We start from the raw sequence: 24,559 nt of genomic DNA on the forward strand, positions 1-24,559 counted from the left end.
CCAGGCGCAAGCTTCGCCGCTGCTATTGGCAGACCGCCCGTGTCACGAAATTTTCCGTCCTGCAGTCGTTCGGGCCGCGCTTGTGGCCCGGCAAATAGACCAGCGGCGAACATTTCTCCGACGTGTCGATATCGATGCCCTTGCCTTCCTTGAACCCCTTGCTCTGGCATAGCCGGTCGGCGCCGCTCTTGCAGTCGGGCGCCCCGTTCGCGGCCACCGCGCAGACGGCGCGCCCGGTCACCATGGTCGAGGGGCGCGCCAGGTTCGACAGGTCGTTGAAGGTCTCGCTGGGGCTCTTCAGCTGTGGCAGCGCCGACTTCGACTTCTCGAACAGCTTTCCGATTTCGTTGATCAGTCCGGGATTCTCGCGCTCGACCGGCGTCGGCGGCAACTCGATCTGCTGCTGAGACTCAATAGGCTGCTGCGCCGGCGACTGCACGCCGAGCGAGGGCGACGCAGTCTGCGCCCACCCGCCCTCGATCGCAGGCAGCGCCATCGACAGCGCAAGGCCTGCCATTGCGACGCGCGCCTTGGCGGGATTGAGCCGCACGAGGTTCACCGGTGGTCGCTTCCATCAGCCATCGCAGCAAGGGTAGTCCGAAGCTGCCCTCGGGCAAAGACGCGAGCAGCTTGAACTTTGGTCAGATCAGCTTGAATGCGACGACGAAGCCCAGCACCAGCACGATCGCGCCGAGCGCGACCCACAGGCCGAGCCGCTTCTCGAGCTCGGCGCGGATGACATCGCCGTAGCGGTTGAGCAGCACCGCCACGATGAAGAAGCGGCCGCCGCGCGTAATGATCGAGCACAGGATGAACAGCCAGATGTTGTAGCCGGCAAAACCCGAGGTGATCGTCACCAGTTTGAAGGGGATCGGCGTGATCCCCTTCGCCAGGATAATCAACGCGCCATACTGGGCGTAGGAAGCGCGGAATGCGTCGACCTTGTCCTCGAGGCCGTAGAGATGGATCAGCCACTGCCCGAGCGAGTCGTAGAGCAGCGCGCCGATCGCATAGCCGAGCACGCCGCCGGCAACCGACGCGATGGTGCAGACCGTCGCGAACCACCACGCCCGCTTTGGCCGCGCCAGCGACATCGGCAGCAGCATGATGTCGGGAGGGATCGGGAAGAACGAGCTCTCGGCGAAGGCGACGGCCGCGAGAATCCAGAGTGCGTAGGGCTTGTCGGCCGCCTCGACGCACCAGTCATAAATCCGTTTCAACATGGGCGCGATGAACCATCATGGAGCGGATTTGTCCATGCCGGGGATGGGCCGAATTTGGTTGATTTACGGCTGCCGTTTGCGCAGCCGGTTCTCCAGCGCGACAATTCGACGTCGCACCACCGGGACCGGCGCGGTCTTGGACAGGCCCTTGGGGACCTTGACCGGTGACTTCGGCAGCTTCTCGGCGATCCCGAGCAGCCGTTCGCGCCGCTCCATCTCGCGCCAGACATCGTCCGGCTTCACGCCGGCCGAAGCCCAGAGCACCGTGAGATTGTAGAGCAGGTCCGCGCTCTCGCGGACGACGGCATCCGGCTTGCCGCTGACGGCGTCGATCACGACCTCGACCGCTTCCTCGGCGAGCTTCTTGGCCATCTTGGCCGGCCCGCGCTGGAACAGCCGTGCCGTGCGCGACGTCGCTGGATCAAGATCCCTCGCCGCGATCACCGCCCGGTAAAGCCGTTCGATCGAATCACTCATCCTTCGAGCCTAATCGAAACGCGTCGCCAGCGTGTTAACGGCCGGACCGACAACAAAAAATCCACCGGCCCCGCGGCCGGTGGATTGGATGTTTGTGACAGTTTCGAGAACCGATGATGAGGGTCAGTACGGCGTATAGGGCAGTGTCGAGCGGCGCCCGTAATAGCCGTGATAACCATAATACGGTCCGCCGCCGTAATAGACCGGGCCACCGCCATAATAGGCGGGACCGCCGTAATAGCCGGGGCCGCCGTAGTAACCATAGGAGTCGTAGTAGTCGCGGCGGCTCTGGGCCGCGGCGATCGCAAGACCGGTGCCGACGATGCCGGCGAACGCAGCCGCAGCGGCCGCGCCACCACCGCCATAGTAGCGACGGCGCGCGCTGATGTCGGTCGCGCCGCTCGTGCCGTGTGATGTGGTCACTGCGGTTGCCTTGCCCGCCGGAGCGGAGCCTGCGAACGCCATCGTCGGCTCAACGGCCGTCAACGCCACCGCGGCAACCGTTGCCAATGTGGCTGCGCGGCCAACAGACGAAAAAACACCTTTTCGCGCAAACATTGCAGTCATCCTTTGTGGAAGCCGGCCCGTCGGGCCTTGGTGAGCTAACCACTCTCCTCAAATTAGGTTCCCGAAACCGAATGCAAGCTGAACAACCCAAGGTGAAATCGAGGCAGTCATCGGCCGTTCACCTTGCCCGAGGCAGAATGCCTGCAAATAACGCCTGAATTTGCAGCTTGAAATGGCCGTTGCCTTGGCGCATTCGATGTTGTGAACACGGCGCGCAGCCGGCGCGGCACTTTGTCTCGCCTCCCGGATGTCATGATGCAGGTAAGTCGGACCACCGTTCTCCGCTGGATACTGGCCGGCATGACCGGCCTCTCGGGCGGCGCGTGGCCGGCGCTGACGCCGTCGCACGCCGGCGACCAGCCGCAGCCGCTCACCGTCCAGTTCACGCTCGACCGTCCGCTTGACGCTGCCGCAGCACCATTCGTGATGGCGTCGGTCGGCGGCCTGTTCGGCGCCGAGGGCCTCAACGTCGGCACCAACATTGCCACCAGTTCGGCGGACGCAATCGCGCGCGTCGCCGACGGCTCGAGCGACTTCGCGCTCGTCGACATCAACTCGCTGATCCGCTTTCGCGACAAGCCTGGCGCAGCCCCGGTCAAGGCGGTGTTCGTGCTGTTCAACCAGGCGCCCTATGCGATCATTGCCCGCAAGAGCCGCGGCATCAAGGCACTGGCGGATATGGAGGGCAAGAACCTCGGCGTCGCCGAAGGCGATCTCTCGATCCGGCTGTGGCCCGCGGTCGCCAAGCAGAACGGCATCAAGCAGGGAAGCGTGAAGCAGAACACGATCAGCGCTGCGGTGCGCGAGCCGATGCTCTCCGCAGGCCAGGTCGATGCCGTGACCGGCTTCTCCTATCTCTCGGCGATCAATCTGCGCGATCGCGGCGTGCCTGCCGACGATCTTGCGGTGCTCCGCTTCGCCGACTATGGCTGCGAGGCCTACGGCTTTGCCGTGATCGTCAGCCCGCGCCTTGCCGCGGCCAAGCCGGACGCAGTGAAAGGCTTCGTGCGCGCGGCGGTCGGCGGCACCAATCTCGCGGTCAAGGACCCGGCGCGCGCCGCAGGCGAGGTGGTGAGCCGGATGGACGGCGGCTCGCGCGATCTGGAGCTCGAGCGGCTCACCGCCATCATCCGCGACAACGTCCTGACCGGCGAGGTGAAGCGCAACGGCCTCGGCGGCATCGAGCGGGAGCGCTTCGAGCGCTCGGTCGACCAGCTCGCCGAAGACTTCAAATTCCAGAAGCGGCCGCACGCCGCCGACATCTTCGACGACCAATTCCTGCCGCCGATCGACGGCCGGCTGGTGAATTGAAGGCCATGTGAGAGCAAGATTGACGCGCGGCACCAAGCATTTGGTGTCGTCCCTGCGAAAGCAGGGACCCATAACCACCGAGGATCATTGTTACGCGGCGCTGGGGCCGCAACCTTCTTCGACAATTGAATTCTGTGGTTATGGGTCCCTGCTTTCGTAGGGACGACACTTGATATGTTGTACGGCGATTCAACCCGTCACCCTGAGCATGACGCGCTGTCACCGCTGGCCCTGCATCGCGAACCCTGATTAAATTACATCCCGCCTGACCGGGCGCCCATCGTTCGAGAGTCCCCCCGGCATGTCCATGCTCCGCCTCTATACCCGCGTCCTCGAACTGCTCGGCAAGGAGGCGCGGCTCGGCTGGATCCTCGCTGTCGCCAACATGCTGCTCGCCGGCGCGCAATTCGCCGAGCCGGTGCTGTTCGGCAAGATCGTCGACGTGCTGTCGGGGCGGCCGGTCACCGGGCTGTTCGCGACGAATTCGGCATGGCCGCTGCTAGTGGCCTGGGCGGCATTCGGCCTGTTCACGATCGGCTGCAGCGCGATCGTCGCGTTGCAGGCGGACCGGCTGGCGCACCGCCAGCGCCAGGCGGTGCTGACCGGCTATTTCGAGCACATCCTGCAGCTGCCGCTGACCTTCCATTCCGGCACCCATTCCGGACGGCTGATGAAGGTGATGCTGAACGGCACCGACGCGCTGTGGCGGCTCTGGCTCGGCTTCTTCCGCGAGCATTTCGCCGCGATCATGTCGCTGGTCGTGCTGCTGCCGCTCGCGCTCTACATCAACTGGCGGCTGGCGATCCTGCTGTTCGTGCTCTGCGTCGTGTTCACCGTGCTGACCACGATGGTGGTGCGCAAGACCTACGGCATGCAGAGCGAGGTCGAAGCCTATTACAGCGACCTCTCGGCGCGCGCCTCCGACGCGCTCGGCAACGTCGCGCTGGTGCAGAGCTTCGTGCGGATCGATTCCGAGGTGCAGGGCCTGCGCTACGTCGCCGACAAGCTGCTCGCGGTGCAGATGCCGGTGCTGTCGTGGTGGGCGTTGGTCACCGTGATCACGCGCGCGTCGACCACCATCACGGTGCTCGCGATCTTCACCGTCGGCATCGCGCTGCACAACCAGGACCTCACCACGGTCGGCGAGATCGTGATGTTCGTCTCCTTCGCCACCATGCTGATCCAGAAGCTCGAGCAGGTGGTGAGCTTCATCAACAACGTGTTCATGGAAGCGCCGCGGCTGCAGGAATTCTTCGACGTGCTCGACGCGGTGCCGGCGGTGCGCGACCGGCCCGGCGCGATCGACCCCGGACGGCTGTCCGGCCTGGTCGAGTTCAACGACGTGTCGTTCTCCTATGACGGCAAGCGGCCGGCGATCGAGGATCTCAGCTTCACCGCACTGCCGGGCCAGACCATCGCGCTGGTCGGCTCGACCGGCGCGGGCAAGTCCACCGCGATCGCGCTGTTGCATCGCGCGTTCGATCCGCAATCCGGCATCATCGAGATCGACGGTATGGACATCCGCGCGATGAAGCTGACGGCGCTGCGGCGGAACATCGGCGTGGTGTTCCAGGAGGCGCTGCTGTTCAACCGTTCGCTCGCTGAGAACCTGCGCGTCGGCAAACCGGACGCGACCGATGAGGAGCTGCGCGCCGCCGCGGCCCGTGCCCAGGCGCTGGATTTCATCGAGCGCAGCGAGAAGAAATTCGATACCCATGCCGGCGAACGCGGCCGCATGCTGTCCGGCGGCGAGCGCCAGCGATTGTCGATCGCGCGTGCGCTGCTCAAGGATCCGCCGATCCTGATCCTCGACGAGGCGACCAGCGCGCTCGATGCCGTCACCGAGGCCAAGGTGAACGCTGCTCTCGACGAAGTGATGAAGGGCCGCACCACCTTCGTGATCGCGCACCGCCTCTCCACCATCCGCCACGCCACCCGTATCCTGCTGTTCGACCAGGGACGGGTGATCGAAAGCGGAACTTTCGATGAACTGGTGGCAAAAGGCGGGCGTTTTGCCGAACTCGCGCGCGCCCAGTTCATGGTCCAGGAACAGGCGCGCGCCGGCATCGAGGCACCATAATCCTCCCCTTTCCAATTGAGGCGGCTGCCGAAATTCAGCCGATTTCGTCCACGATATAATCCGCCGGCCTCTGTTCTCTATTGGCAAGCCGGTATAGGGTTTGCATCGCCGCAACGCGGCGCCGGACACGCTTGAAACCCGTACGTCACATCGCAAGACCTCCTTTTTCGAAGGCGGGTCTCAAAGGACCGGAACCGGACTCGTGCATTTTCCTCGCCCGCTGCGCCCGTCGTTGAAATGGATTCTGGCCGTCGCGATGCTCGCCATCGCAACGCCGCAGGTCGCGCACGCCGAGGCGCTGCTGGTTGTCGAGGCCGATACCGGGAAGGTGCTGCAGGCCGACAATGCGACGATGCCGTGGTATCCGGCTTCGCTCAGCAAGCTGATGACGGCCTATGTGACGCTGAAGGCGGTCAAGGACGGCCGCGTCTCGCTCGACACGCTGCTCACGGTGTCACCGACCGCCGCGTCGCAGTCGCCCTCGAAGATGGGCTTCCGGCCCGGCACCCAGGTCACCGTCGACAACGCGCTGAAGATGATGCTGGTGAAGTCGGCCAACGACATGGCCGTGGTGCTGGCCGAAGGCATCGGCGGCTCGATCGACGGCTTTGCCGGCGAGATGAACCAGACCGCGCGGAAGCTCGGCATGACGCAGACCAGCTACGTCAACCCGAACGGCCTGCCGGCCGACGGCCAGATCACCTCGGCGCGCGACATGGCGATCCTCGCCCGCGCCATCATCCGCGACCTGCCGGAATACGAGTATTTCGTCCACATCCCCTCGATCCGCTTCGGCCGCCGCATCACCCAGAACTTCAACAAGCTGATCGGCCGCTATCCCGGCGCCGACGGCTTCAAGACCGGCTTCATCTGCGCCTCCGGCTACAACCTGGTGGCGTCGGCGACGCGCGACGGCAAGCGGCTGATCGCCGTGGTGCTGGGCGCCTCCTCGGGCCGCATGCGCGCGATCCGCGCCGCGCAGCTCCTGGATCGCGGCTTTGCCAATAACGGGCTGGCATGGCTGCGGCCCTCGCTCGGCACCGTCGACAATCTGGTGCCGATCGATTCCACGCCGCCGAACCTGCGCGAGGAGATGTGCGGCGCCAAGCACAAGCGGCCGGCCAGCGACGAGGACGGAGAGGACACCGTCGCCAGCGCCGGCGCGAGCACCAATGGCGACAGCGGCGTCAGCTTCTTCGCCTCGGGCCTGCAGGCCGCGATGCCGATCAAGCCGGCCGACATGCTGGCGCAGCCGGCGGCGGCGTCCGAGCCGGTCGTGGTCTACACCGGACCGACCAAGACCGGCGCTGCGCTGATCGCCGCGGTCGAGGCCGACACCGAGAAGCTGCAGCCGGTCAAGCGCGGCAAGGGCAAGCACACCCGCGTCGCGGGCAAGAAGCCCGATGCGGCCGACGACGCGAAGGGCGACGCCAAGAGCGCCGCCAAATCCGATGGCAAGCCGGCCGCAAAGCCGGTGCGTCACGCCAACGCCAAGCCGGATGCCGCAGCTGCGAAGCCGGACAAGCCGGCCGCCGCGAAGCCTGCCGGCAAGCCGGCGGCGGCAAAGCCTGCTGCGAAGCCCAAATCTGCTGACAAGCCGAAAGCCGACGCCAAGCCGGCCGGCTAGCAGCGCCTAAACCCCCTCTGACCTCCCAATGCGTCGATAGCGCGCAGCGGCTTGCCATTGGCCGCGGCATCGCTCAATACTGCCTGAAATACCGCGTCCAAGAATAATACGACCAAGGGTCGAAAAACCCGGAAACAATCCGGGACATCAGCCAATTTTGAGAGAGGGAAAGACCATTATGGAGCGCATCTGGCTCAAGCATTATCCGGCCGGCGTGCCCGCCGATATCGACGTCACGCAATATGCCTCGCTGGTCGAATTGCTGGAAGAGAGCTTCAAGAAGTTCGCCGATCGCAAGGCGTTCATCTGCATGGACAAGGCGATCACCTATCGCGAGCTCGACGAGATGTCGTCGGCGCTCGGCGCCTATCTGCAGAGCAAGGGCCTGCAGAAGGGCGCGCGGGTCGCACTGATGATGCCGAACGTGCTGCAATACCCGATCGCGACCGCAGCCGTGCTGCGCGCCGGCTATGCCGTGGTCAACGTCAACCCGCTCTATACCCCGCGCGAGCTCGAGCACCAGCTGAAGGATTCCGGCGCCGAAGCGATCGTCGTGTTGGAGAACTTTGCCACCACCGTGCAGAAGGTGCTGCCCAACGTTTCGGTCAAGCATGTCATCGTCGGCAGCATGGGCGATCTGCTTGGCCTCAAGGGCGTGATCGTCAATGTGGTGGTGCGCCGGGTGAAGAAGATGGTGCCGGCCTGGTCGATCCCGGGCGCGGTTTCATTCAACGAGGCGCTGTCGGCCGGCCGCGCCACCAAGCTCAACAAGCCGAAGTTGACGCTCGATGACGTCGCCTTCCTGCAATACACCGGCGGCACCACCGGCGTCTCCAAGGGCGCGACCCTGCTCCATCGCAACATCCTGGCCAACGTGCTGCAGAACGACGCCTGGCTGCAGCCGGCGCTGGCGAAGCCGCCGATCGTCGAGCAGATGGTCATCGTCTGCGCGCTGCCGCTGTATCACGTGTTCGCGCTCACCGCGTGCTATCTGCTCGGCATGCGGTGCGGCGGCACCAACCTCTTGATTCCGAACCCGCGCGACATGGCCGGCTTCGTCAAGGAACTGTCGAAGTACCAGGTCAGCTTCTTCCCGGCGGTCAACACCCTCTACAACGGCCTGCTCAACACGCCGGGCTTCGACAAGCTCGACTTCTCCAAGCTGAAGATCGCCAATGGCGGCGGCATGGCGACGCAACGGCCGGTCGCCGAGAAGTGGTTGAAGGTCACGGGCGTCTCGTTGTCGGAAGGCTACGGCCTGTCGGAGACCTCGCCGACCCTGACGTGCAATCCCGCCACGATCGAGGAGTTCTCCGGCACGATCGGCCTTCCCGTCCCGTCGACCTGGCTCTCGATCCGCGACGACGACGGCAATGAACTGCCGATCGGCGAGGCCGGCGAAATCTGCGCCAAGGGTCCGCAGGTGATGTCAGGCTACTGGAACAGGCCCGACGAGACCGCGCGCGTGATGACCGCCGACGGCTATTTCCGCACCGGCGACATCGGCGTGATGGACGAGAAGGGCTACACCAAGATCGTCGACCGCAAGAAGGACATGATCCTGGTCTCCGGCTTCAACGTCTATCCGAACGAGATCGAGGAAGTGATCGCGAGCCATCCGGGCGTACTGGAATGCGCCGTGATCGGCGTGCCCGATGCCAAGTCCGGCGAGGCGGTGAAGGCCTTCGTGGTCAAGAAGGACCCGAACGTCACGGCCGAGGACATCATCAAGTTCAGCGCCACCCAGCTCACCGCCTACAAGGTGCCGAAGCAGATCGAGTTCAGGACCGATTTGCCGAAGACCAATGTCGGCAAGATCCTGCGTCGCGAATTGCGCGACGAGAAGAAGGCCGCAGCCTAGAGCGCGAGTGGGACTGACGCTGGATATGACTGACGCGCGCATTGCGACGCCGGCCGACGTGCTCGCCTTTTGGCAGGACGCCGGCCGTGACCGCTGGTACACACGCAACGACGCCTTCGATGCCGAGATCCGCAGCCGCTTCCTCGCCACCTGGCAGAAGGCGGCAGCCGGTGAACTGTCGTCATGGGAGGCGAGCGACGAGGGCGCGCTGGCGCTGACCATCGTGCTCGACCAGTTTCCGCGAAACCTGTTTCGCGGCGACGCCAAGACCTTCTCGAGCGATGCGCTGGCGCGTGAGGTGGCAAGCCGCGCCATCGACCGCGGCGTCGATGCGCGGACCGACCCGCTGCTGCGCGAATTCCTCTATCTGCCGTTCGAGCATTCCGAGGGCCTCGACGACCAGCAGCGCTGCGTGGCGCTGTTCAGGCAATATGACTGCCATCCCGACAACCTGAAATACGCCGAGGACCACGCCGACATCATCCGCCGGTTCGGCCGCTTCCCGCACCGGAATCGCGTGCTGGGCCGGCAGACCACGGTCGAGGAGCAGGCTTTCCTCGACGCTGGCGGGTTTTCCGGCTGATGACGGAACGGTGACTGCGCTCCCGCATTGCCGTTCTCGCTGTAGCTCGTATTGTGCCGTCCGAGCGCCGGGTCTAAGACAGGTCAGCTTCACCGAGGGAGAACACCGATGACGATCAATGTTGGCGACAAGCTGCCGGAAACCAAGTTTCGCGTGATGACCGCCGAGGGGCCGCAGGTCAAAACCACCGACGACATTTTCAAGGGCAAGAAGGTCGCCCTGTTCGCGGTGCCCGGCGCCTACACCGGCACCTGCCACAAGATGCATCTGCCGAGCATCTTCCTCAACGCCTACGCCATGAAGAACAAGGGCGTCGACACCATCGCGATCGTCTCGGTCAACGACGCCTTCGTGATGAACGCCTGGAAGCGCGACACCGACCAGCGCGACGAGGCGGTCTTTTTGGCCGACGGCAATGCCGACTTCGCCAAGGCGATCGGCATGGAGCTCGACGCCTCCGGCAACGGCCTCGGCATCCGCTCCCACCGCTACTCGATGCTGGTCGAGGACGGCGTGGTGAAGAAGCTCAACAAGGAGCCGGCTCCGGGCAAGGTCGAAGTCTCCGGCGGCGACACGCTGCTCGGACAGCTCTGATCAACCGCGGCCCCTTCTCTCCTTGTGAGAGAAGGTGGCGCGGATGAAATCCGCGCCGGATAAGGGGTCTCCATCCGCGGCAACAGCCCCCAAACCGTCCCATAACGATCAGGCCAAACTGGCCTCGATTGCGGATGTCGCGTCGCCCTCCCCTCATGGGAGAGGGGACGCGATGCGTGTCGACGCAAATTGCCCGAGGGCGACATCTCCTAATCGATCGTGCGATCCTTGGTTTCCGGCAGGAAGATCAGGCCAACGACTGCGGTGGCGAGCGCAATGCTGACCGGATACCAGAGCCCGGCGAAAATGTTTCCCTGGTAGATGACAAGCGCCGAGGCTGCGAACGGCAGGAAGCCGCCGAGAATGCCAACGCCGAGATGATACGGCAGGGATAGCGACGTCGTGCGAATGCTGGCCGGGAACATCTCCACCAGGAAGGCGGCCATCGGGCCATACACCATCCCGATCAACGCCGAGAGCCAGACCACGACCGCAACCGCGCCGGCCAAATTGATGGCCGCAGGTACAGCCCTGAATCCGGCCTCATCGAGCGCCTTCTTGTAAGTCGCCTCGTCGAAGCCGATCAGCTGCGTGTCTCCGACGGTGGTGACGACACCGGTGCCCGGCACGGAAACATATGACAGGCCGTTGCGGCTGAAGAAATTGCGCGCCCGATCGCAGTCCGACACCGGCTTGGCGAACAGCGAGAAGGTGCAGCCGTCGCCAGCGATGGTGATTGGATTTTGTCGAGAGAAGGCCACCAGGCCCGGATTGGTGAAATCGGCGAGCGCATGGAAAGCAGGGACAAGGGTCACCGCGCCCAGCAGCATTCCCGCGACCATCACCGGTTTGCGGCCAATGCGATCGGACAGCGCTCCGAATATCACGATCAGGGGCATGCCGACGGTCAATCCGATCGCAAAGATGGCGTAGCTCGTCTTGTAGTCGACCTGGAGCACAGCCTGCATGAAGAACAGCGCATAAAACTGCGACGTGTACCAGATCACCGTCATGCCTGTGGTGATGCCGAACAGCGTGATCAACACGCGCTTGAGATTATTGCGGTCGGCAAAGCTATCCTTGATCGGCGCACGGGAAATGCGCCCCTGCGATTTCATCCGTTCGAAGATCGGCGATTCCTCGAGTTTGAGCCGGATGTAGAGCGAGACGAGGAGCAGGACGATCGACGTCAGGAACGGAAGCCGCCAGCCCCACATCCTGAACGCGTCGTCGCCGAGCGTGACCCGGCAGGCGAGGATCACGACAAGCGACATCAGGAAGCCGATCGTCGCCGTGGTCTGCAGCCAGCTGGTGGCATAGCCGCGCGAGACGGCAGGTGCATGCTCCGCCACATAGGTTGCGGCACCGCCATATTCACCGCCCACCGCAAGGCCCTGCGCCAGTCGCGAGGTCACCAGGAGGATCGGCGCCCATAGCCCGACTTGTTCATAGGTCGGAAGCAGACCAACAATCAGGGTCGCAAGACCCATGATCACCATCGTGATCAGAAAGGAACGCTTGCGTCCGATGCGGTCGCCCAGCGCTCCGAACACCAACGCGCCGAGAGGCCGCACCGCGAAGCCCGCGCCGAATGTCGCGAGGCTGGCCAGAAAGGCTGCGGTCTCATTGCCCGGCGGAAAAAACAAGGCGCTGAAGAAGACGGCAAGGCTGCCGTAGAGGAAGAAGTCATACCACTCAAAGACCGTTCCGAGCGACGCCGCGACCACCACGAGGCGCATCCGGCCGGCGTCTTCACCACGACTTTCCTCGACCAGACCAGCGATCGTCATATTCATCCTCCTGGCGTTCCCCCTGCGGCGCCGATGACGAGACCGGGGATCACCGGTCTTTTCGCCGGTTGATCTTGCGCGCCGCACGCGCGCGGCAGGCCTTTGCCATTAAGCGCCGGCGCGAGCGACCGAGCGAGGAATTTTCGGGATAGCCGTTCCTCAATGCGGAACACCGCACTATGCTGCGCTGGCCGATTTCCAGGGAATGGTGCCGCAGCGTTTCGCATTGCGATATGCGGGAGGAACACTGGATGAAGGTCGAAGATCGTAGGGGAATCAAGGCGGTCGAGGTCGCCGGGCATATCCTCGACCACCTTGCGCGCGCACAGCCGCCGGTTGCCCTGCGCGAACTCGCGGCCGCCGGCCACATGTCTCCCGGCAAAATCCATCGCTACCTGTCCAGTTTTCTCGTGACCGGCCTGGCGCGTCAGGATCCCGATACACGCCAGTACGCGCTCGGTCCGCTCGCCGTGAAGCTTGGACTTGCGGCGCTCAACTCATATCAGCCGCTCAAGGATGCCATTGCGCTCCAGCGCGAGTTGCGCGACCGCATCGACGAAACTCTGGTCCTGTCAGTGTGGGGCGCACAAGGCCCGACCATCGTCCACATCGAGGAAAGCAGCCAGCCGATCATCATGACGATGCGGATCGGCGCGGTGCTGCCGATACTCGCGACCGCGACCGGGCTGGCCTTTGCCTCGTTCCTGCCGCGGCATTTCAGCGACCCCTTGATCAGAACCGAACTCGACGCCGTCGGCGGCTTGAACCTGTTTGCGCGCGATCCCGCTGCGATCGATCGGTTGATCACAGAGGTCCGCGACCAAGGTTACGCCTACAACGAGGGACACTTGATGCAAGGCGTGAGTGCTGCCGCGTTTCCCTTGTTCGATCGAACGGCGACACTGGTTGGGGTGATCGCGGTGATGGGTCGGCAGGAGCGGGTCAATCCCCGCGACGGCGCACAAATGATCGCGTGTCTTAAGAAGGAAACGCGAAACTTCAGCCACTGAACATCGCCCGGTTTGACCAGGCGATCCGGCACGTCGCGTCCCTATCCCTTCAGCCTCGCCATCGCGACGCCCTCACGCGCCAGCTCGTCGGCGCGTTCGTTCTCGGCGTGGCCGGCATGGCCCTTGATCCAGTGCCAGCGCACCTCGTGCGGCTTCAGCGCGGCGTCGAGGCGCTGCCACAGCTCGACATTCTTGACCGGCTTCTTGTCGGCGGTGCGCCAGCCATTGCGCTTCCAGCCATGGATCCAGCCGGTAATGCCCTGGCGGACATACTGGCTGTCGGTGGTGAGGTCGACCACGCACGGCTTCTTCAGGGCTTCCAGCGCCGAGATCGCCGCCATCAGCTCCATGCGGTTGTTGGTCGTGTGCGCCTCGCCGCCCTTCAGTTCCTTTTCCTTGTCGCCGAACCTGAGGATCGCGCCCCAGCCGCCCGGGCCCGGATTTCCGGAGCAGGCACCATCGGTGAAGACAATCACATGCGGCTTGTCGTTCACGCCGCGCATCCGGCCGGCGTGATGCCGTAGTCGTTCAAGCTTGCGACATTCTGCTGGAAGCGCAGCTTGCGGACATATTCCAGCGGGTCCTTCGGTTGCACCAGCGCGCCCTCGGGCACGTTGAGGAAATCGACCAGCCGCGTCAGCAGGAAGCGCATCGACGCACCGCGCGCCAGCAGCGGCAGCGCCGCCTCCTCCGCCGCCGACAATGGCCGCTCGCGGCCATAGGCGTTGAGCAGCGCGCGGGCCTTGGTGACGTTGAAGGAATGATCCGGCTCGAAGCACCAGGCGTTGAGGCAGATCGCTACGTCGTAGGCCAGGATGTCGTTGCAGGCGAACGGAAAGTCGATCAGGCCCGAAAGCTTGTCGCCGAGAAAGAACACGTTGTCGGGAAACAAATCGGCATGGATCACGCCGACCGGCAAATCGGACGGCCAGGCGGCTTCGAGATGATCGAGCTCGCGCGCGATGAAGTCGTGCAGGCCCACCTGCACGCTGTCGGCGCGCGCGGCGGCGAGATCGAACAGCGGCCGCCAGCCGGAGACCGACAGCGGGTTCTTGCGTACCAGCGGAAAGTCGGCACCCGCGAGATGCATTTTCGCCAGCGCCTCGCCGACCCCGGAGCAATGCGCGACGTTCGGCCGCCGCGGCCACACGCCCTCGAGGAAGTTGATGATCGCCGCGGGCCGGCCGGCAAGCCGGCTCGTGACCTCGCCATTGCGGTTGCGCGCCGGTTGCGGGCACGACACGCCGCGCGCGGCGAGATGCGCCATCAGCGACAGGAAATACGGCAGGTCATCCTCCGCCACACGCTTCTCATAGAGCGTGAGGATGTAGGCGCCCTGGCTGGTGTGCAGCAGGAAGTTCGAATTCTCGACACCCTCGGCGATGCCCTTGTAGGAGAGCAATTCGCCGATGTCGTAGCTTTTGAGGAATTCCGCGAGATCTTCGGCGGCAACGTCGGTGTAGACCGCCATATGGTCTATTCCGCCGCGGCAGCGTCGGGCCGCAGCGAACGCGGCAGCGGGAAGAACTCGTTCTCTTCCGCGGCCGAGACCGTCTCCACGTGCAGTTCATAACGCTCGGCGAAGGCGCCCATGATCTCCTCGACGATCACCTCCGGCGCCGAAGCGCCCGCGGTGATGCCTAGGCTCCTGATGCCTTCGAAACGCGCCCAGTCGATGTCGCTGGCCCGCTGGGCAAGAATTGCAATGGGGCAGCCCTCGCGCTCGGCGACCTCGCGCAGGCGCTGCGAGTTCGACGAGTTCGGCGCGCCGACCACGATCAGGGCATCGACCACCGGCGCCACCTTCTTGACCGCAAGCTGGCGGTTGGTGGTGGCGTAGCAGATGTCTTCCTTGTGCGGACCGTTGACGTTCGGGAAGCGCTCCTTGAGCAGCGCCACGATCTCCGCGGTGTCGTCGATCGACAGCGTGGTCTGGGTCACGAAGGCGAGATTGTCAGGGTCCTTCGGCACGAAGGTTTTGGCATCCTCGGCGGTCTCGATCAGGGTCACGGCGCCCTCGGGCAGCTGGCCCAGGGTGCCGACCACCTCCGGATGGTGGGAATGCCCGATCAAGAGGATCTCGCGGCCGCGCTTGAAATGGATCGCCGCCTCGCGGTGGACCTTGGTCACCAGCGGGCAGGTCGCGTCCAGCGAGAAGAAATTGCGGGATTTGGCCTCGGCCGGAACCGACTTGGGAACACCATGGGCCGAGAACACCACCGGGGCGTTGGTTTCGTCGGGAATTTCGGACAATTCCTCGACGAAAATGGCGCCTTTGGTCTTCAGGCTGTCCACCACGTATTTGTTATGGACGATCTCGTGCCGGACATAGACCGGGGCGCCATAAATGGTGAGGGCGCGCTCGACCGTGTCGATGGCGCGGACCACCCCGGCGCAAAAGCCGCGGGGGGAACAAAGCACGATTTTAAGATCGGGTTTTTTCGCTGACATCGGGCTGGTCTCGGGGCTGTGTCGGGGCAATTTCGGGACCGAATCACCCCTCGCCGGCGGGCGGGGAACGGCCAGTTAAGGTAAGGACTTGGGACTGCTTTCGGGCGCTGTCAAGGCGATTTTGCTGGCCCATTGCGCCATTCCCCCCTGAGGGCTTATATAGGCCCTATAATTCCCGTCATCGCCGATGACTACCAGCTTCGCCTCGACAGAGGTGGGCGAAGCACAAAGGAGATTTGCCATGAGCAACGCACCGCTGATGCCGAAGGCGACTGCCGTGTGGTTGGTCGACAATACCGCCCTGACCTTCGATCAGGTGGCCGATTTTACCAAAATGCACCCCCTCGAGGTTCGCGCTATCGCCGACGGCGACGCCGCCCAGGGCATCAAGGGCATGGATCCGATTTCCAACGGCCAGCTGACCCGCGAGGAGATCGAGCGCGGCGAGCGCGACCAGAACTACCGCCTCAAGCTCCAGGAGAGCAAGGTGGTGCTGCCGTCCGCCGCCAAGAAGAAGGGCCCGCGCTACACCCCGGTGTCGCGCCGCCATGAGCGGCCGAGCGCGATCCTCTGGCTGGTGCGCAACCACCCCGAGTTGAAGGATGCCCAGATCATGCGGCTGGTCGGCACCACCAAGACCACGATCGCGAGCGTGCGCGACCGCACCCACTGGAACGCATCGACCTTGACGCCGATGGACCCGGTGACGCTCGGCCTGTGCTCGCAGATCGAGCTCGATTTCGAGGTCCAGCGCGCCGCCAAGGAGAAGCCGACCACGACCGTCTACGGCGGCGCCACGCTGCTGCCGGCCTCCGAGACCACGCGCAAGGAAGAGGACGATCAGCCGATCGAGCGCCACGACGATCTCAACGTTGATGCCGTGTTCGCCAAGCTGAAGACGATCGGCGGCAAGAAGGCCGACGACGAAGAGTAAGCGCGAACGTCGCAACACGACGAACGGATACGAAACGCGGCGAGCCACCCCGCCGCGTTTTCATTTGGGCGCACGAATGGCCTTGATCCCCGCGCGCGCCTTCGCTCAGGCGAACGAGAAGCGCCGGTGGGCGAAGTCGAGCAGCGGACGTTCGAAGTAGCGATAGCTCAGGGCACACAGCCCAAAGGTCAGCACGAGCGCGCCGAAGGTCAGCGAGATGCCGGCGAGGCTCTCGATCGTTCTCGGCTCATGGAGCACGGCGAACAGCAGGTACACGATGACGTGGTGGGTGAGATACGCCGCGTAGGAAGTTCTGGCGAAGAAGGTCGCGGCCGAACTGCGCAGCAGTGCGAGCCTTGGCGAACCGCGATTTTCCAGAACGACGAACAGCAGGGCACCGAAGAAGATCTCGACCTGGGTGTGCGAGAACGCCACCGACCAGCGCTTCCATCCGAACAGCCACAGCAGCGGCAGCGAGAAGCTCGACCATTTGAGGATGTTTGCGACAAGCCTCGATATCTCGGCATCCGGCTTGCGATAGAGGCGCCACCAGGCGATCAGCGCGCCGATCGCGAGCGAATCGATCCTGAATTGCGGCAGCACGTACCAGCCATAGGCGTCCGGCAGCGCGCTATCGATCAGCCGCCCGATCGGGCAGATCAGGATCGGCACCAGCAGGATCGCGAACAGCCGCTCGGGCGGGATGTTCCGGACCAGCAATGGAAACAGCAGATAGAACTGCTCCTCGATTGCAAGCGACCAGGTGACGGCCAGAAAGTAGGCGCCATCGGTCTGCGCCTTGGCCATGCCGAAATTCTGCAGGCCGAACAGATACAGCCAGCCGGGCACGCCCCTGGTGTCGAACAGATCGGGGCTTAACGCGAAGTACCAGCCGATCACGGCGCCGGCGCACATCAGATAATAGAGCGGCCAGATGCGGAACGCGCGCCTGCCGTAGAACGCCGAGTAGTATCGTTCGGCTGCGCGGTGGCGCAGCAGGATATCGGTGATGAGATAGCCGGACAGGATGAAGAACAGGTCGACGCCGAAGCGGCCGACATGCAGCAATTTCCACGGCCAGCTCTCTGGTCCGTCCGGCGTGCCGAAATAGTGCCAGATGACGACGATCAGAAGCGCGATCGCGCGCAGCCCGTCGAGCTCTCCGATCCTGTCCCGTCCCGGCAGGGCCGCAATCACCGCGCTAGTGCCGGTCCGGATTGTTCATCATGTATTCGCCGAGATCGCGCTGCCGCCGATCGGTGCGGGCTTCGGCGTTCTGTCGCTGGACGTCGCGGTCCTTGCGGCAGGCGACATATTCGGGCGAGCCGACCGCAACCTTGCCGCCCCCCTGGCAATACTGATCGTCGTCGCCCATGCTCTCCGCGATCGGCGATCGCCCGCGTTCGAGGCAACCTGCCAGCAGCGGCAGTGCGAGCAGCAGGGCGAGGGGCGCGCGTGCGGAAATGGATCGCATCCGGTGGTCCGTATCTGGTGGCCTGTGAGTCTGAAAGGCCGGGATGACCCGGCAATCCATCAAAATCAAGGCCATTTTGCTTCCGGATGCGTTCCGATGGTGAGCGTCCCGATTGTACGGTTCGCGCCCTGATCGATCATCTTGCTCGGGGCCACCCCTCTCCCCAGCCCTCCCCCGCAAGCGGGAGGGAGCCTGACCCGCGTGCTTACCTCACGCGGCGCAGGGCCAACTGCACGCACCTCAACTCATCTTACGTGAGGGAGCCAATGGCGGAAGGGTTCCCTCCCCCCTTGCGGGGGTGGGTTAGGGAGAGGGGTGCACACGGCACACTCTCTCCATCGAACCTAGCACAGCGCTTGCGACGTCGAGCTACGCCTTGCCCTTCAGCGCCTCGCCGATCTCGTCGAGCACCTTCGGGTCCTCGATCGTCGCCGGCATGGTCCACGGCTCGGCGTCGGCGATCTTCTTGATGGTGCCACGCAGGATCTTGCCGGAGCGGGTCTTCGGCAGCCGCGCCACGGTGATCGCGAGCTTGAATGCGGCGACTGGGCCGAGCTTCTCGCGCACCAGCGCCACCACTTCCTTCTCGACCTGGTCCGGCGCCTTGGTCACGCCGGCCTTCAGCACCAGGAAGCCGCAGGGCACCTCGCCCTTGATCGTGTCCTTGACACCGAGCACGGCGCATTCGGCGACATCGGGATGCGAAGCCAGGATCTCTTCCATGCCGCCGGTGGAAAGCCGGTGACCGGCGACATTGATGATGTCGTCGGTGCGGCCCATCACCCAGACATAGCCGTCCTCATCCTTGTAGCCGGCATCCGAGGTCTTGTAGTAGCCGGGGAATTCCGAGAGATAGGCGTCCTTGAAGCGATCGTCCTGCTGCCACAGCGTCGGCAGGCAGGCCGGCGGCATCGGCAGCTTGATCACAATCGAGCCCATGGTGCCCGCCGGCACAGGCTTCGCCGCCTCGTCGACGATGTCGACCTGATAGCCCGGCATCGGCACCGTCGGCGAACCGTGCTTGACCGGCAGCATGCCGAGGCCAACCGGATTGCCGGCGATGCACCAGCCGGTCTCGGTCTGCCACCAGTGATCGATGACAGGCACCTTCAGCTGCTGCTCCGCCCACTCCACCGTCGGCGGATCGGCGCGCTCGCCGGCAAGGAACAGGGTGCGGAAGCTGGAGAGATCGTAGTTCCGGATGAACTTGCCCTCGGGATCTTCCTTCTTGATCGCGCGGAACGCGGTCGGCGCGGTGAAGAGGGCGACCGCCTTGTGCTCACTGATCACGCGCCAGAACGCGCCGGCATCCGGCGTGCCGACCGGCTTGCCTTCATACATGATCGTGGTCGCGCCGTGGATCAGCGGGCCATAGACGATGTAGGAGTGGCCGACCACCCAGCCGATGTCGGATCCGCACCACCAGATCTCGCCCGGCTTGACGCCGTAGAGATTTTCCATCGACCATTTCAGCGCGACGAGATGGCCGCCATTGTCGCGCACCACGCCCTTCGGGATTCCGGTCGTGCCCGAGGTGTAGAGAATGTAGAGCGGATCGGTCGCGGCGACCGGCACGCAGGGCGCGGCCTTGCCGGCGTCGAGCGCGGCACGGCGCAGCGTCGCCCAGTCATGGTCGCGGCCCGCAGTGAGCTCGCACGCCTGCTGCGGCCGCTGCAGGATGATGCAGGTCTCCGGCTTGACGGCGGCAAGGCGGATCGCCTCGTCGAGCAGCGGCTTGTACTGCACGATGCGCCCGGGTTCGATGCCACAGCTCGCCGAGAAGATCAGCTTCGGCTTGGCGTCGTCGATACGGGTCGCGAGTTCCTTGGCCGCAAAGCCGCCGAACACCACGCTGTGCACCGCGCCGATCCGCGCGCAGGCGAGCATCGCGACCACGGCCTCCGGCACCATCGGCATATAGAGGATGACGCGATCGCCCTTGGCCACGCCGAAATCCTGCATGATCGCGGCGAGCGTCTGCACCTCCTTCAGCAGCTCCGAATAGGTGAATTTGGTGATCGAGTTGGTGAGTGGGGAATCGTGGATCAGCGCGACCTGGTCAGCGCGACCTCCGGCGACATGGCGGTCCAGCGCGTTGTGGCAGGTGTTGACCACGGCGCCGGTGAACCAGCGTCCATAGGCGCCCATCGAGGGATCGAAGATCTTCTTCGCCGGCTCGATCCAGTCGATCTCGCGCGCTGCCTCGGCCCAAAACCCCTCGGGGTCCCGAAGCGAGCGGGCATGCACCTCATGATACCGGCTCTGCTGAATGTTCATCGCGCTTCTCCCTCGCCTCGCTCCATCGTCATGGCCGGGCATGACGAAGCTGGATGGTTGGCTCTCTTTAGCGGTCATTGTCATTGGCTCGACCGATAATTCAAGCCGCAAACTTACCGACGTTAGCACTAGTAGCCGTCGACCCCGTTGATCTGCCGCAACCGCTCCCGCATCGCCTTTTGCAGGTCATAGCCCGGCTTGCCGAATTCGGCATTGCGGCGGGCGATGAAATCATCCTGCGCGCGTTGCAGTTCGCGCGCCTGGCGCGGATCCCCGGCCTCGCGCACCGTCCGAAAGGTCGATGCGCCGATCTCGCGATCGAGATCGGCAAGCTCAGGATTGGCGCAGATCGCCTTTTCGACCGGCCGGCGCGCCTTGCGGCAGTCGAAGCTCGGCTTGCCGGCGACCGCCATCATGGCGCCAATCCGCTCCAGCTCCAGCGACAGCGATTTGTAGTTGGCCTTTGCGGCTGCGTGATCCGGATTGAGCTTGACGGCGGCGCCGAAATCCATGATCGCCTTCGGCCGGTCGCCCTTGCGCCGCCACAGCTCGCCGCGCGCATTGTGGGCATCGGCAAGCGCCGGATCGAGCTTGAGCACGGTGTCGTAGTCGGCGATCGCGCGATCGATCAGCTGCTTGCGGTCATAGGCACCGGCGCGCGCGGTCAGGGCCTTGACGCGATCGGGCTTCGTCGCCTTCTCATTGTCGATCAGCGCGCCGCAGGCCTCGATGATCTTGTCGTCATCGGCTGCCGCAACCGCCGCATTGCAGGGGCCAGGATCGGCCTGCACATCCTTGCCGGGCTCGCTGCCGGTCGCGTACGCAACGCCCGATGCGACCGACAGGCATGCGCAGGTCAGCGCGACAGCCAGCTTTGCAGAGTTGCGTCGTATTCCCATCACCGACAAGACATCCCGCGCCTGAACCGCCGGCCCCGATTTTCCGGCAGCGCCATTTGCCGCCAAACCACACGCTGGACTATACGTCAATTGCGACGATCGGCTGCAATGGGTGTCGCGCTCGCGGCAGCACGTCGCGCGCCGCACTTTGGGGGTTCGCCTTGCTCACGTTTGAATGGATCATCGGCCTGTTGCTCGCAGCGGTGGCGCTGTCGGCGCTGGCACGGCGGATCAAGGTGCCCTACCCGACCTTCCTGGCGATCGGCGGCGTGCTGCTGACCCTGCTGCCGTGGGCGCCGACCTGGGCGCTGGAACCGGAGCTGGCGCTGGCGCTGTTCGTTGCGCCCGTGCTGCTCGACGCCGCCTTCGACACCTCGCTGCGCGATCTCCGCAACAACTGGCTGCCGGTCTCGACGCTGGTCGTGGTCGCGGTCGGCGTCACCACGACGGCGGTCGCCGTGGTTGCGCACTGGCTGCGGCCGGACATGCCTTGGCCGGTTGCGATCGCGCTCGGCGCCATCGTGGCGCCGCCGGATGCCGCGGCCGCCACCGCGATCCTGCGCCAGGTCAAGCTGCCCTACCGGATCCAGAAGATCCTCGAGGGCGAAAGCCTGCTCAACGATGCCAGCGCATTGCTGATCTATCGGGTCGCGGTCGGCCTGGTCGCCGCCGAGCACATGAAGATCCGCGAATTCGTGCCGTCGATCACGATCGCGCTGGTCGGCAGCCTTGCCGCCGGTTATCTGTTCGCGCAGGTCTGGATGGTGATCACCCGCCGCATCACCGAGGCGCCGAGCGCGATCATCACCCAGTTCGGCGGCACCTTCATGGTGTGGATCGTGGCCGAGCATCTTGGGCTGTCCGGCATCCTCACCATCATCGCCTATGCGATCACCATTGCCCGCACCGCGCCGGCGCGCACTTCCGCGCGGCTGCGGGTGTCGTCCTATGCGGTGTGGGAAACCGTGGTGTTCGTACTCAACGTGCTGGCCTTCATGCTGATCGGCCTGCAACTGCGCCCGATCTGGTCCGAGCTCGACGCCGAGGTGCGGTGGAAATATTGCAGCTTTGCCGCCGCGATCCTTGCCGTCGTGATTCTCGCCCGCATCCTCTGGGTGATGCCCTACGGCGCGCTATTGCGCACGCTGAAGGCGCGCCATTGGCTGCCCGCCCACGTGGTGGACGCGGTGCCGACCCTGAAGCGCGGCTTCATCGTGTCCTGGTGCGGGATGCGCGGCATCGTCACCTTGGCAGCCGCGTTTGCGCTGCCCGAATGGTTTCCGTTTCGCGACCTGATCCTGCTGACCGCGTTTGCCGTGGTGCTGGGCTCGCTGGTGCTCCAGGGCCTGACCTTGCGGCCGCTGATCCTGGCGCTGAATTTCGCTGACGACGACCCGGTCGGACGCGAGGCGGCCCATGCCCGCGGCGTCGCGTTTCGCGCCGCGCTCGAGGCGATCGATACGGATCCTTCGGAGGAAGCCGAAATCCTCCGGCTCGAATACCGCGCCGTGCTGCTGCGCGCCGAGAGCGACCCGGACGGCGGCCTGTCCTCGCGCGAGCTGCCGGCCGATCCGCTGCGGCGCCGCGCCATCGCGGCAGCGCGGCAGGCGCTGCTCGGCCTGCGGCGCACCGAGACCATCGGTGACGACGCCTTCCACCTGGTCGAGGAAGAGCTCGACCGCGCCGAGCTCAGCGTCGAGGCCTAGCGCATGACAGCGGGCATAGATCGCGAGTTGAGATAATTTGAACCATCACGGGGTTTGTCAGACCCAACATCATGACAATCCTCGTTGATCGCAACTCACCCCGCACTTCGGCGAAAGTCGAGGCACAGTTCTTCTACTTCTACATGGCGCTGTCGTGCATGGCGGTCGCCTTCCTCGGCTTTGCGCCGACCTATTGGATGCCGATGGCGAAAGGCTCGCTGTCGACGCCTCCCGTCGTGCATCTGCATGGGCTGCTGTTCTTCGCCTGGACGCTCTATTTCGTGTTTCAGAGCTGGCTTGCCGCCTCGGGACGGATCGCACGGCATCGCAGCGTCGGAATGATCGGCATATCGCTGGCGACCGCAATGACGATGATGGGCATCGTGGCCTCGATCAGCGTCATGAAGCGTTCGGCGGCGATCGGACAGATCAATGAAGGCCTGGCCTTTGCGATCGTTCCGCTCAGCGGCATCCTGTTCTTTGCTGTCGTGTTCGCGCTTGCGATCGTCTACCTGCGCGACCGCGAAATGCACAAGCGGCTGATGCTGCTTGCGTCGATTTCGATCCTCGATGCCGCGGTGGCGCGCTGGTTCCTGACCTTTCTCGCCCCGCCCGGAGCTGTCGGCCCGCCTCCGGTGCCGGTCACGATTGCGCCCGCGTTCGTCGCCTATCTGCTGCTGGTCGTCGCGATCGTGTTCGACTGGCGCACCCGCGGCCGTCCGCACCCGGTCTACATCTGCGGCGGGCTGGCGCTGATCGCCGTGAAGCTGTTGAACTGGCCGATCAGCACCTCGGCGGCGTGGCATTCGCTGGCCGGAAGCATCCTGGCCCTCGCGCAATAGTGCCGCTCACGCACCCGACTTGGAGGTGATGCCGCCGTCGACCACGAGCTCGATGCCGGTGACATATTTCGATTCGTCCGAGGCGAGGAACAACGCCGCATTGGCGACGTCCCAGGCGTCGCCCATGTGCCCCATCGGCACCTGTGCGTCGCGGGCGCGCCACATCGCCTCGACATCGCCCTTGGCGTAGCTCTGCGCGAGCCCGGCCGAATGCGCGACCATCGGCGTCTTCATCAGCCCGGGCAGGATCGCATTGACGCGGACATGCTTGGAGGCGAACTCGACCGCGGTCGAGCGCGTCATCTGGTTCATCGCCGCCTTGCTGGCATTGTAGCTGACATAGGAAATGCCGACATGGCGGATCGAGGCGATCGAGGAGATGTTGATGATCGAGCCGCCGCCCTGCTTGATCATGACCGGAATGACGTGCTTCATCGACAGATAGGCGCTCTTCAAATTGACCGCGAACACGCGATCCCACTCGGCTTCCGCCACCTCGACCACGCTGCCGACCTCGGCAATGCCGACATTGTTGTCGAGCACGTCGATGCGGCCATAGGCCTTCAGGCAGGCCGCGACCATCGCCTCGACCTCGCCGGCGCGCGAGACATCGGCGGTGAAGGCGATCGCCTTGCCGCCCTCTTCGGTGATGATCTTGACCGTCTCCTCGGCCGCCGCGCCGTTGCGATCGACGCAGAACACGCTGGCGCCCTCGCGCGCGAAGGTGACGGCGGTCGCCTTGCCATTGCCCCAGCCCGGCCCGATCGAGCCCGCGCCGACCACCATCGCAACCTTGCCCTTGAGCCGATCCATCGGTCTTTCTCCCTTGTTGTTGTCATTGTAGCCCGGACGG

General features: G+C 64.7%; 23 protein-coding genes. 10 read left to right on the forward strand and 13 right to left on the reverse strand.

All coding sequences use genetic code 11. From position 1 onward, the window contains the following. Positions 1-22 precede the first annotated feature (22 nt). From CK489_RS03670 to CK489_RS03685, 4 genes are all read right to left on the reverse strand, one after another. Entirely contained in the window at positions 23-517 is a 495-nt protein-coding gene (locus CK489_RS03670) for a hypothetical protein (protein ID WP_198960861.1), read from the reverse strand. 124 nt (positions 518-641) lie between these two features. After that, positions 642-1,223, reverse strand: coding sequence for a YqaA family protein (locus CK489_RS03675; RefSeq protein ID WP_095731344.1), 582 nt, complete (start codon positions 1,221-1,223; stop codon positions 642-644). 63 nt (positions 1,224-1,286) lie between these two features. Then, positions 1,287-1,700, reverse strand: a complete 414-nt coding sequence (gene hisE, locus CK489_RS03680) for a phosphoribosyl-ATP diphosphatase (RefSeq protein WP_095731345.1) — start codon at positions 1,698-1,700, stop codon at positions 1,287-1,289. A 123-nt stretch (positions 1,701-1,823) separates the two neighbouring features. Next, the gene (locus tag CK489_RS03685; RefSeq protein WP_050629852.1) at positions 1,824-2,258 is read right to left on the reverse strand and encodes a hypothetical protein; all 435 of its coding nucleotides are present in this window, start codon (positions 2,256-2,258) and stop codon (positions 1,824-1,826) included. Between the two features lie 309 nt (positions 2,259-2,567). On the opposite strand from CK489_RS03685, the gene CK489_RS03690 reads away from it, so the two are divergent. From CK489_RS03690 to CK489_RS03715, 6 genes are all read left to right on the forward strand, one after another. Further along, complete coding sequence (locus CK489_RS03690; RefSeq protein ID WP_245350245.1) at positions 2,568-3,578, forward strand: ABC transporter substrate-binding protein; 1,011 nt, start codon at positions 2,568-2,570, stop codon at positions 3,576-3,578. Positions 3,579-3,879: 301 nt separating this feature from the next. Continuing rightward, positions 3,880-5,658, forward strand: a complete 1,779-nt coding sequence (locus tag CK489_RS03695; RefSeq protein WP_095731347.1) for a glucan ABC transporter ATP-binding protein/ permease — start codon at positions 3,880-3,882, stop codon at positions 5,656-5,658. 202 nt (positions 5,659-5,860) lie between these two features. After that, complete coding sequence (locus CK489_RS03700; RefSeq protein WP_095731348.1) at positions 5,861-7,285, forward strand: D-alanyl-D-alanine carboxypeptidase family protein; 1,425 nt, start codon at positions 5,861-5,863, stop codon at positions 7,283-7,285. Positions 7,286-7,463: 178 nt separating this feature from the next. Then, positions 7,464-9,146 (forward strand): long-chain fatty acid--CoA ligase, encoded by a 1,683-nt coding sequence (locus CK489_RS03705; protein WP_095731349.1) that lies wholly within the window; start codon positions 7,464-7,466, stop codon positions 9,144-9,146. Positions 9,147-9,171: 25 nt separating this feature from the next. After that, positions 9,172-9,729, forward strand: a complete 558-nt coding sequence (locus CK489_RS03710; protein ID WP_095731891.1) for a DUF924 family protein — start codon at positions 9,172-9,174, stop codon at positions 9,727-9,729. 108 nt (positions 9,730-9,837) lie between these two features. Further along, positions 9,838-10,323, forward strand: coding sequence for a peroxiredoxin (locus tag CK489_RS03715; protein ID WP_024579081.1), 486 nt, complete (start codon positions 9,838-9,840; stop codon positions 10,321-10,323). Between the two features lie 209 nt (positions 10,324-10,532). Here the strand turns inward: CK489_RS03715 and CK489_RS03720 are convergent, their stop codons facing one another. Continuing rightward, complete coding sequence (locus CK489_RS03720) at positions 10,533-12,113, reverse strand: MFS transporter (protein WP_198960824.1); 1,581 nt, start codon at positions 12,111-12,113, stop codon at positions 10,533-10,535. 179 nt (positions 12,114-12,292) lie between these two features. Between CK489_RS03720 and CK489_RS03725 the strand changes: the two genes are divergently transcribed. Beyond that, positions 12,293-13,123, forward strand: coding sequence for an IclR family transcriptional regulator (locus tag CK489_RS03725; RefSeq protein WP_095731351.1), 831 nt, complete (start codon positions 12,293-12,295; stop codon positions 13,121-13,123). A 41-nt stretch (positions 13,124-13,164) separates the two neighbouring features. Here CK489_RS03725 and rnhA read toward each other — a convergent pair whose 3' ends face one another. From rnhA to ispH, 3 genes are read right to left on the reverse strand one after another with little or no spacing between them, the layout of a single operon-like run. Continuing rightward, positions 13,165-13,626 (reverse strand): ribonuclease HI, encoded by a 462-nt coding sequence (rnhA, locus tag CK489_RS03730; RefSeq protein WP_430649192.1) that lies wholly within the window; start codon positions 13,624-13,626, stop codon positions 13,165-13,167. Beyond that, positions 13,614-14,594, reverse strand: coding sequence for a homoserine kinase (locus CK489_RS03735; RefSeq protein ID WP_095731352.1), 981 nt, complete (start codon positions 14,592-14,594; stop codon positions 13,614-13,616). The genes rnhA and CK489_RS03735 overlap by 13 nt, the downstream gene beginning before the upstream one ends. Before the next feature lie 5 nt (positions 14,595-14,599). Further along, positions 14,600-15,574, reverse strand: coding sequence for a 4-hydroxy-3-methylbut-2-enyl diphosphate reductase (gene ispH, locus CK489_RS03740; RefSeq protein ID WP_050629849.1), 975 nt, complete (start codon positions 15,572-15,574; stop codon positions 14,600-14,602). Positions 15,575-15,815: 241 nt separating this feature from the next. Between ispH and CK489_RS03745 the strand changes: the two genes are divergently transcribed. After that, positions 15,816-16,508, forward strand: a complete 693-nt coding sequence (locus CK489_RS03745) for a DUF1013 domain-containing protein (protein WP_198960825.1) — start codon at positions 15,816-15,818, stop codon at positions 16,506-16,508. Positions 16,509-16,613: 105 nt separating this feature from the next. Here CK489_RS03745 and CK489_RS03750 read toward each other — a convergent pair whose 3' ends face one another. From CK489_RS03750 to CK489_RS03765, 4 genes are all read right to left on the reverse strand, one after another. Continuing rightward, positions 16,614-17,705: an acyltransferase family protein gene (locus CK489_RS03750; protein ID WP_158226405.1), complete on the reverse strand. Its 1,092-nt coding sequence runs from the start codon at positions 17,703-17,705 to the stop codon at positions 16,614-16,616. 4 nt (positions 17,706-17,709) lie between these two features. Further along, entirely contained in the window at positions 17,710-17,982 is a 273-nt protein-coding gene (locus CK489_RS03755) for a hypothetical protein (protein WP_095731355.1), read from the reverse strand. A gap of 369 nt (positions 17,983-18,351) precedes the next feature. Beyond that, positions 18,352-20,259 carry a propionyl-CoA synthetase gene (locus CK489_RS03760; protein WP_050629846.1) on the reverse strand — a complete coding sequence of 636 codons (1,908 nt, stop codon included), beginning with the start codon at positions 20,257-20,259 and terminating at the stop codon, positions 18,352-18,354. 128 nt (positions 20,260-20,387) lie between these two features. Next, positions 20,388-21,158 (reverse strand): hypothetical protein, encoded by a 771-nt coding sequence (locus CK489_RS03765; protein ID WP_502694107.1) that lies wholly within the window; start codon positions 21,156-21,158, stop codon positions 20,388-20,390. Between the two features lie 161 nt (positions 21,159-21,319). On the opposite strand from CK489_RS03765, the gene CK489_RS03770 reads away from it, so the two are divergent. Both CK489_RS03770 and CK489_RS03775 read left to right on the forward strand, forming a co-directional pair. Next, entirely contained in the window at positions 21,320-22,864 is a 1,545-nt protein-coding gene (locus CK489_RS03770) for a cation:proton antiporter (protein ID WP_095731356.1), read from the forward strand. Positions 22,865-22,935: 71 nt separating this feature from the next. After that, positions 22,936-23,706 carry a hypothetical protein gene (locus tag CK489_RS03775; protein WP_095731357.1) on the forward strand — a complete coding sequence of 257 codons (771 nt, stop codon included), beginning with the start codon at positions 22,936-22,938 and terminating at the stop codon, positions 23,704-23,706. A gap of 6 nt (positions 23,707-23,712) precedes the next feature. On the opposite strand, the gene CK489_RS03780 is transcribed toward CK489_RS03775, so the two are convergent. After that, positions 23,713-24,519: an SDR family NAD(P)-dependent oxidoreductase gene (locus tag CK489_RS03780; protein WP_095731358.1), complete on the reverse strand. Its 807-nt coding sequence runs from the start codon at positions 24,517-24,519 to the stop codon at positions 23,713-23,715. Positions 24,520-24,559: the final 40 nt, after the last annotated feature.

Origin of the sequence: Bradyrhizobium sp. UFLA03-84 (assembly GCF_002289535.1) — a bacterium.
Classification (GTDB): Bacteria; Pseudomonadota; Alphaproteobacteria; order Rhizobiales; family Xanthobacteraceae; genus Bradyrhizobium; species Bradyrhizobium viridifuturi.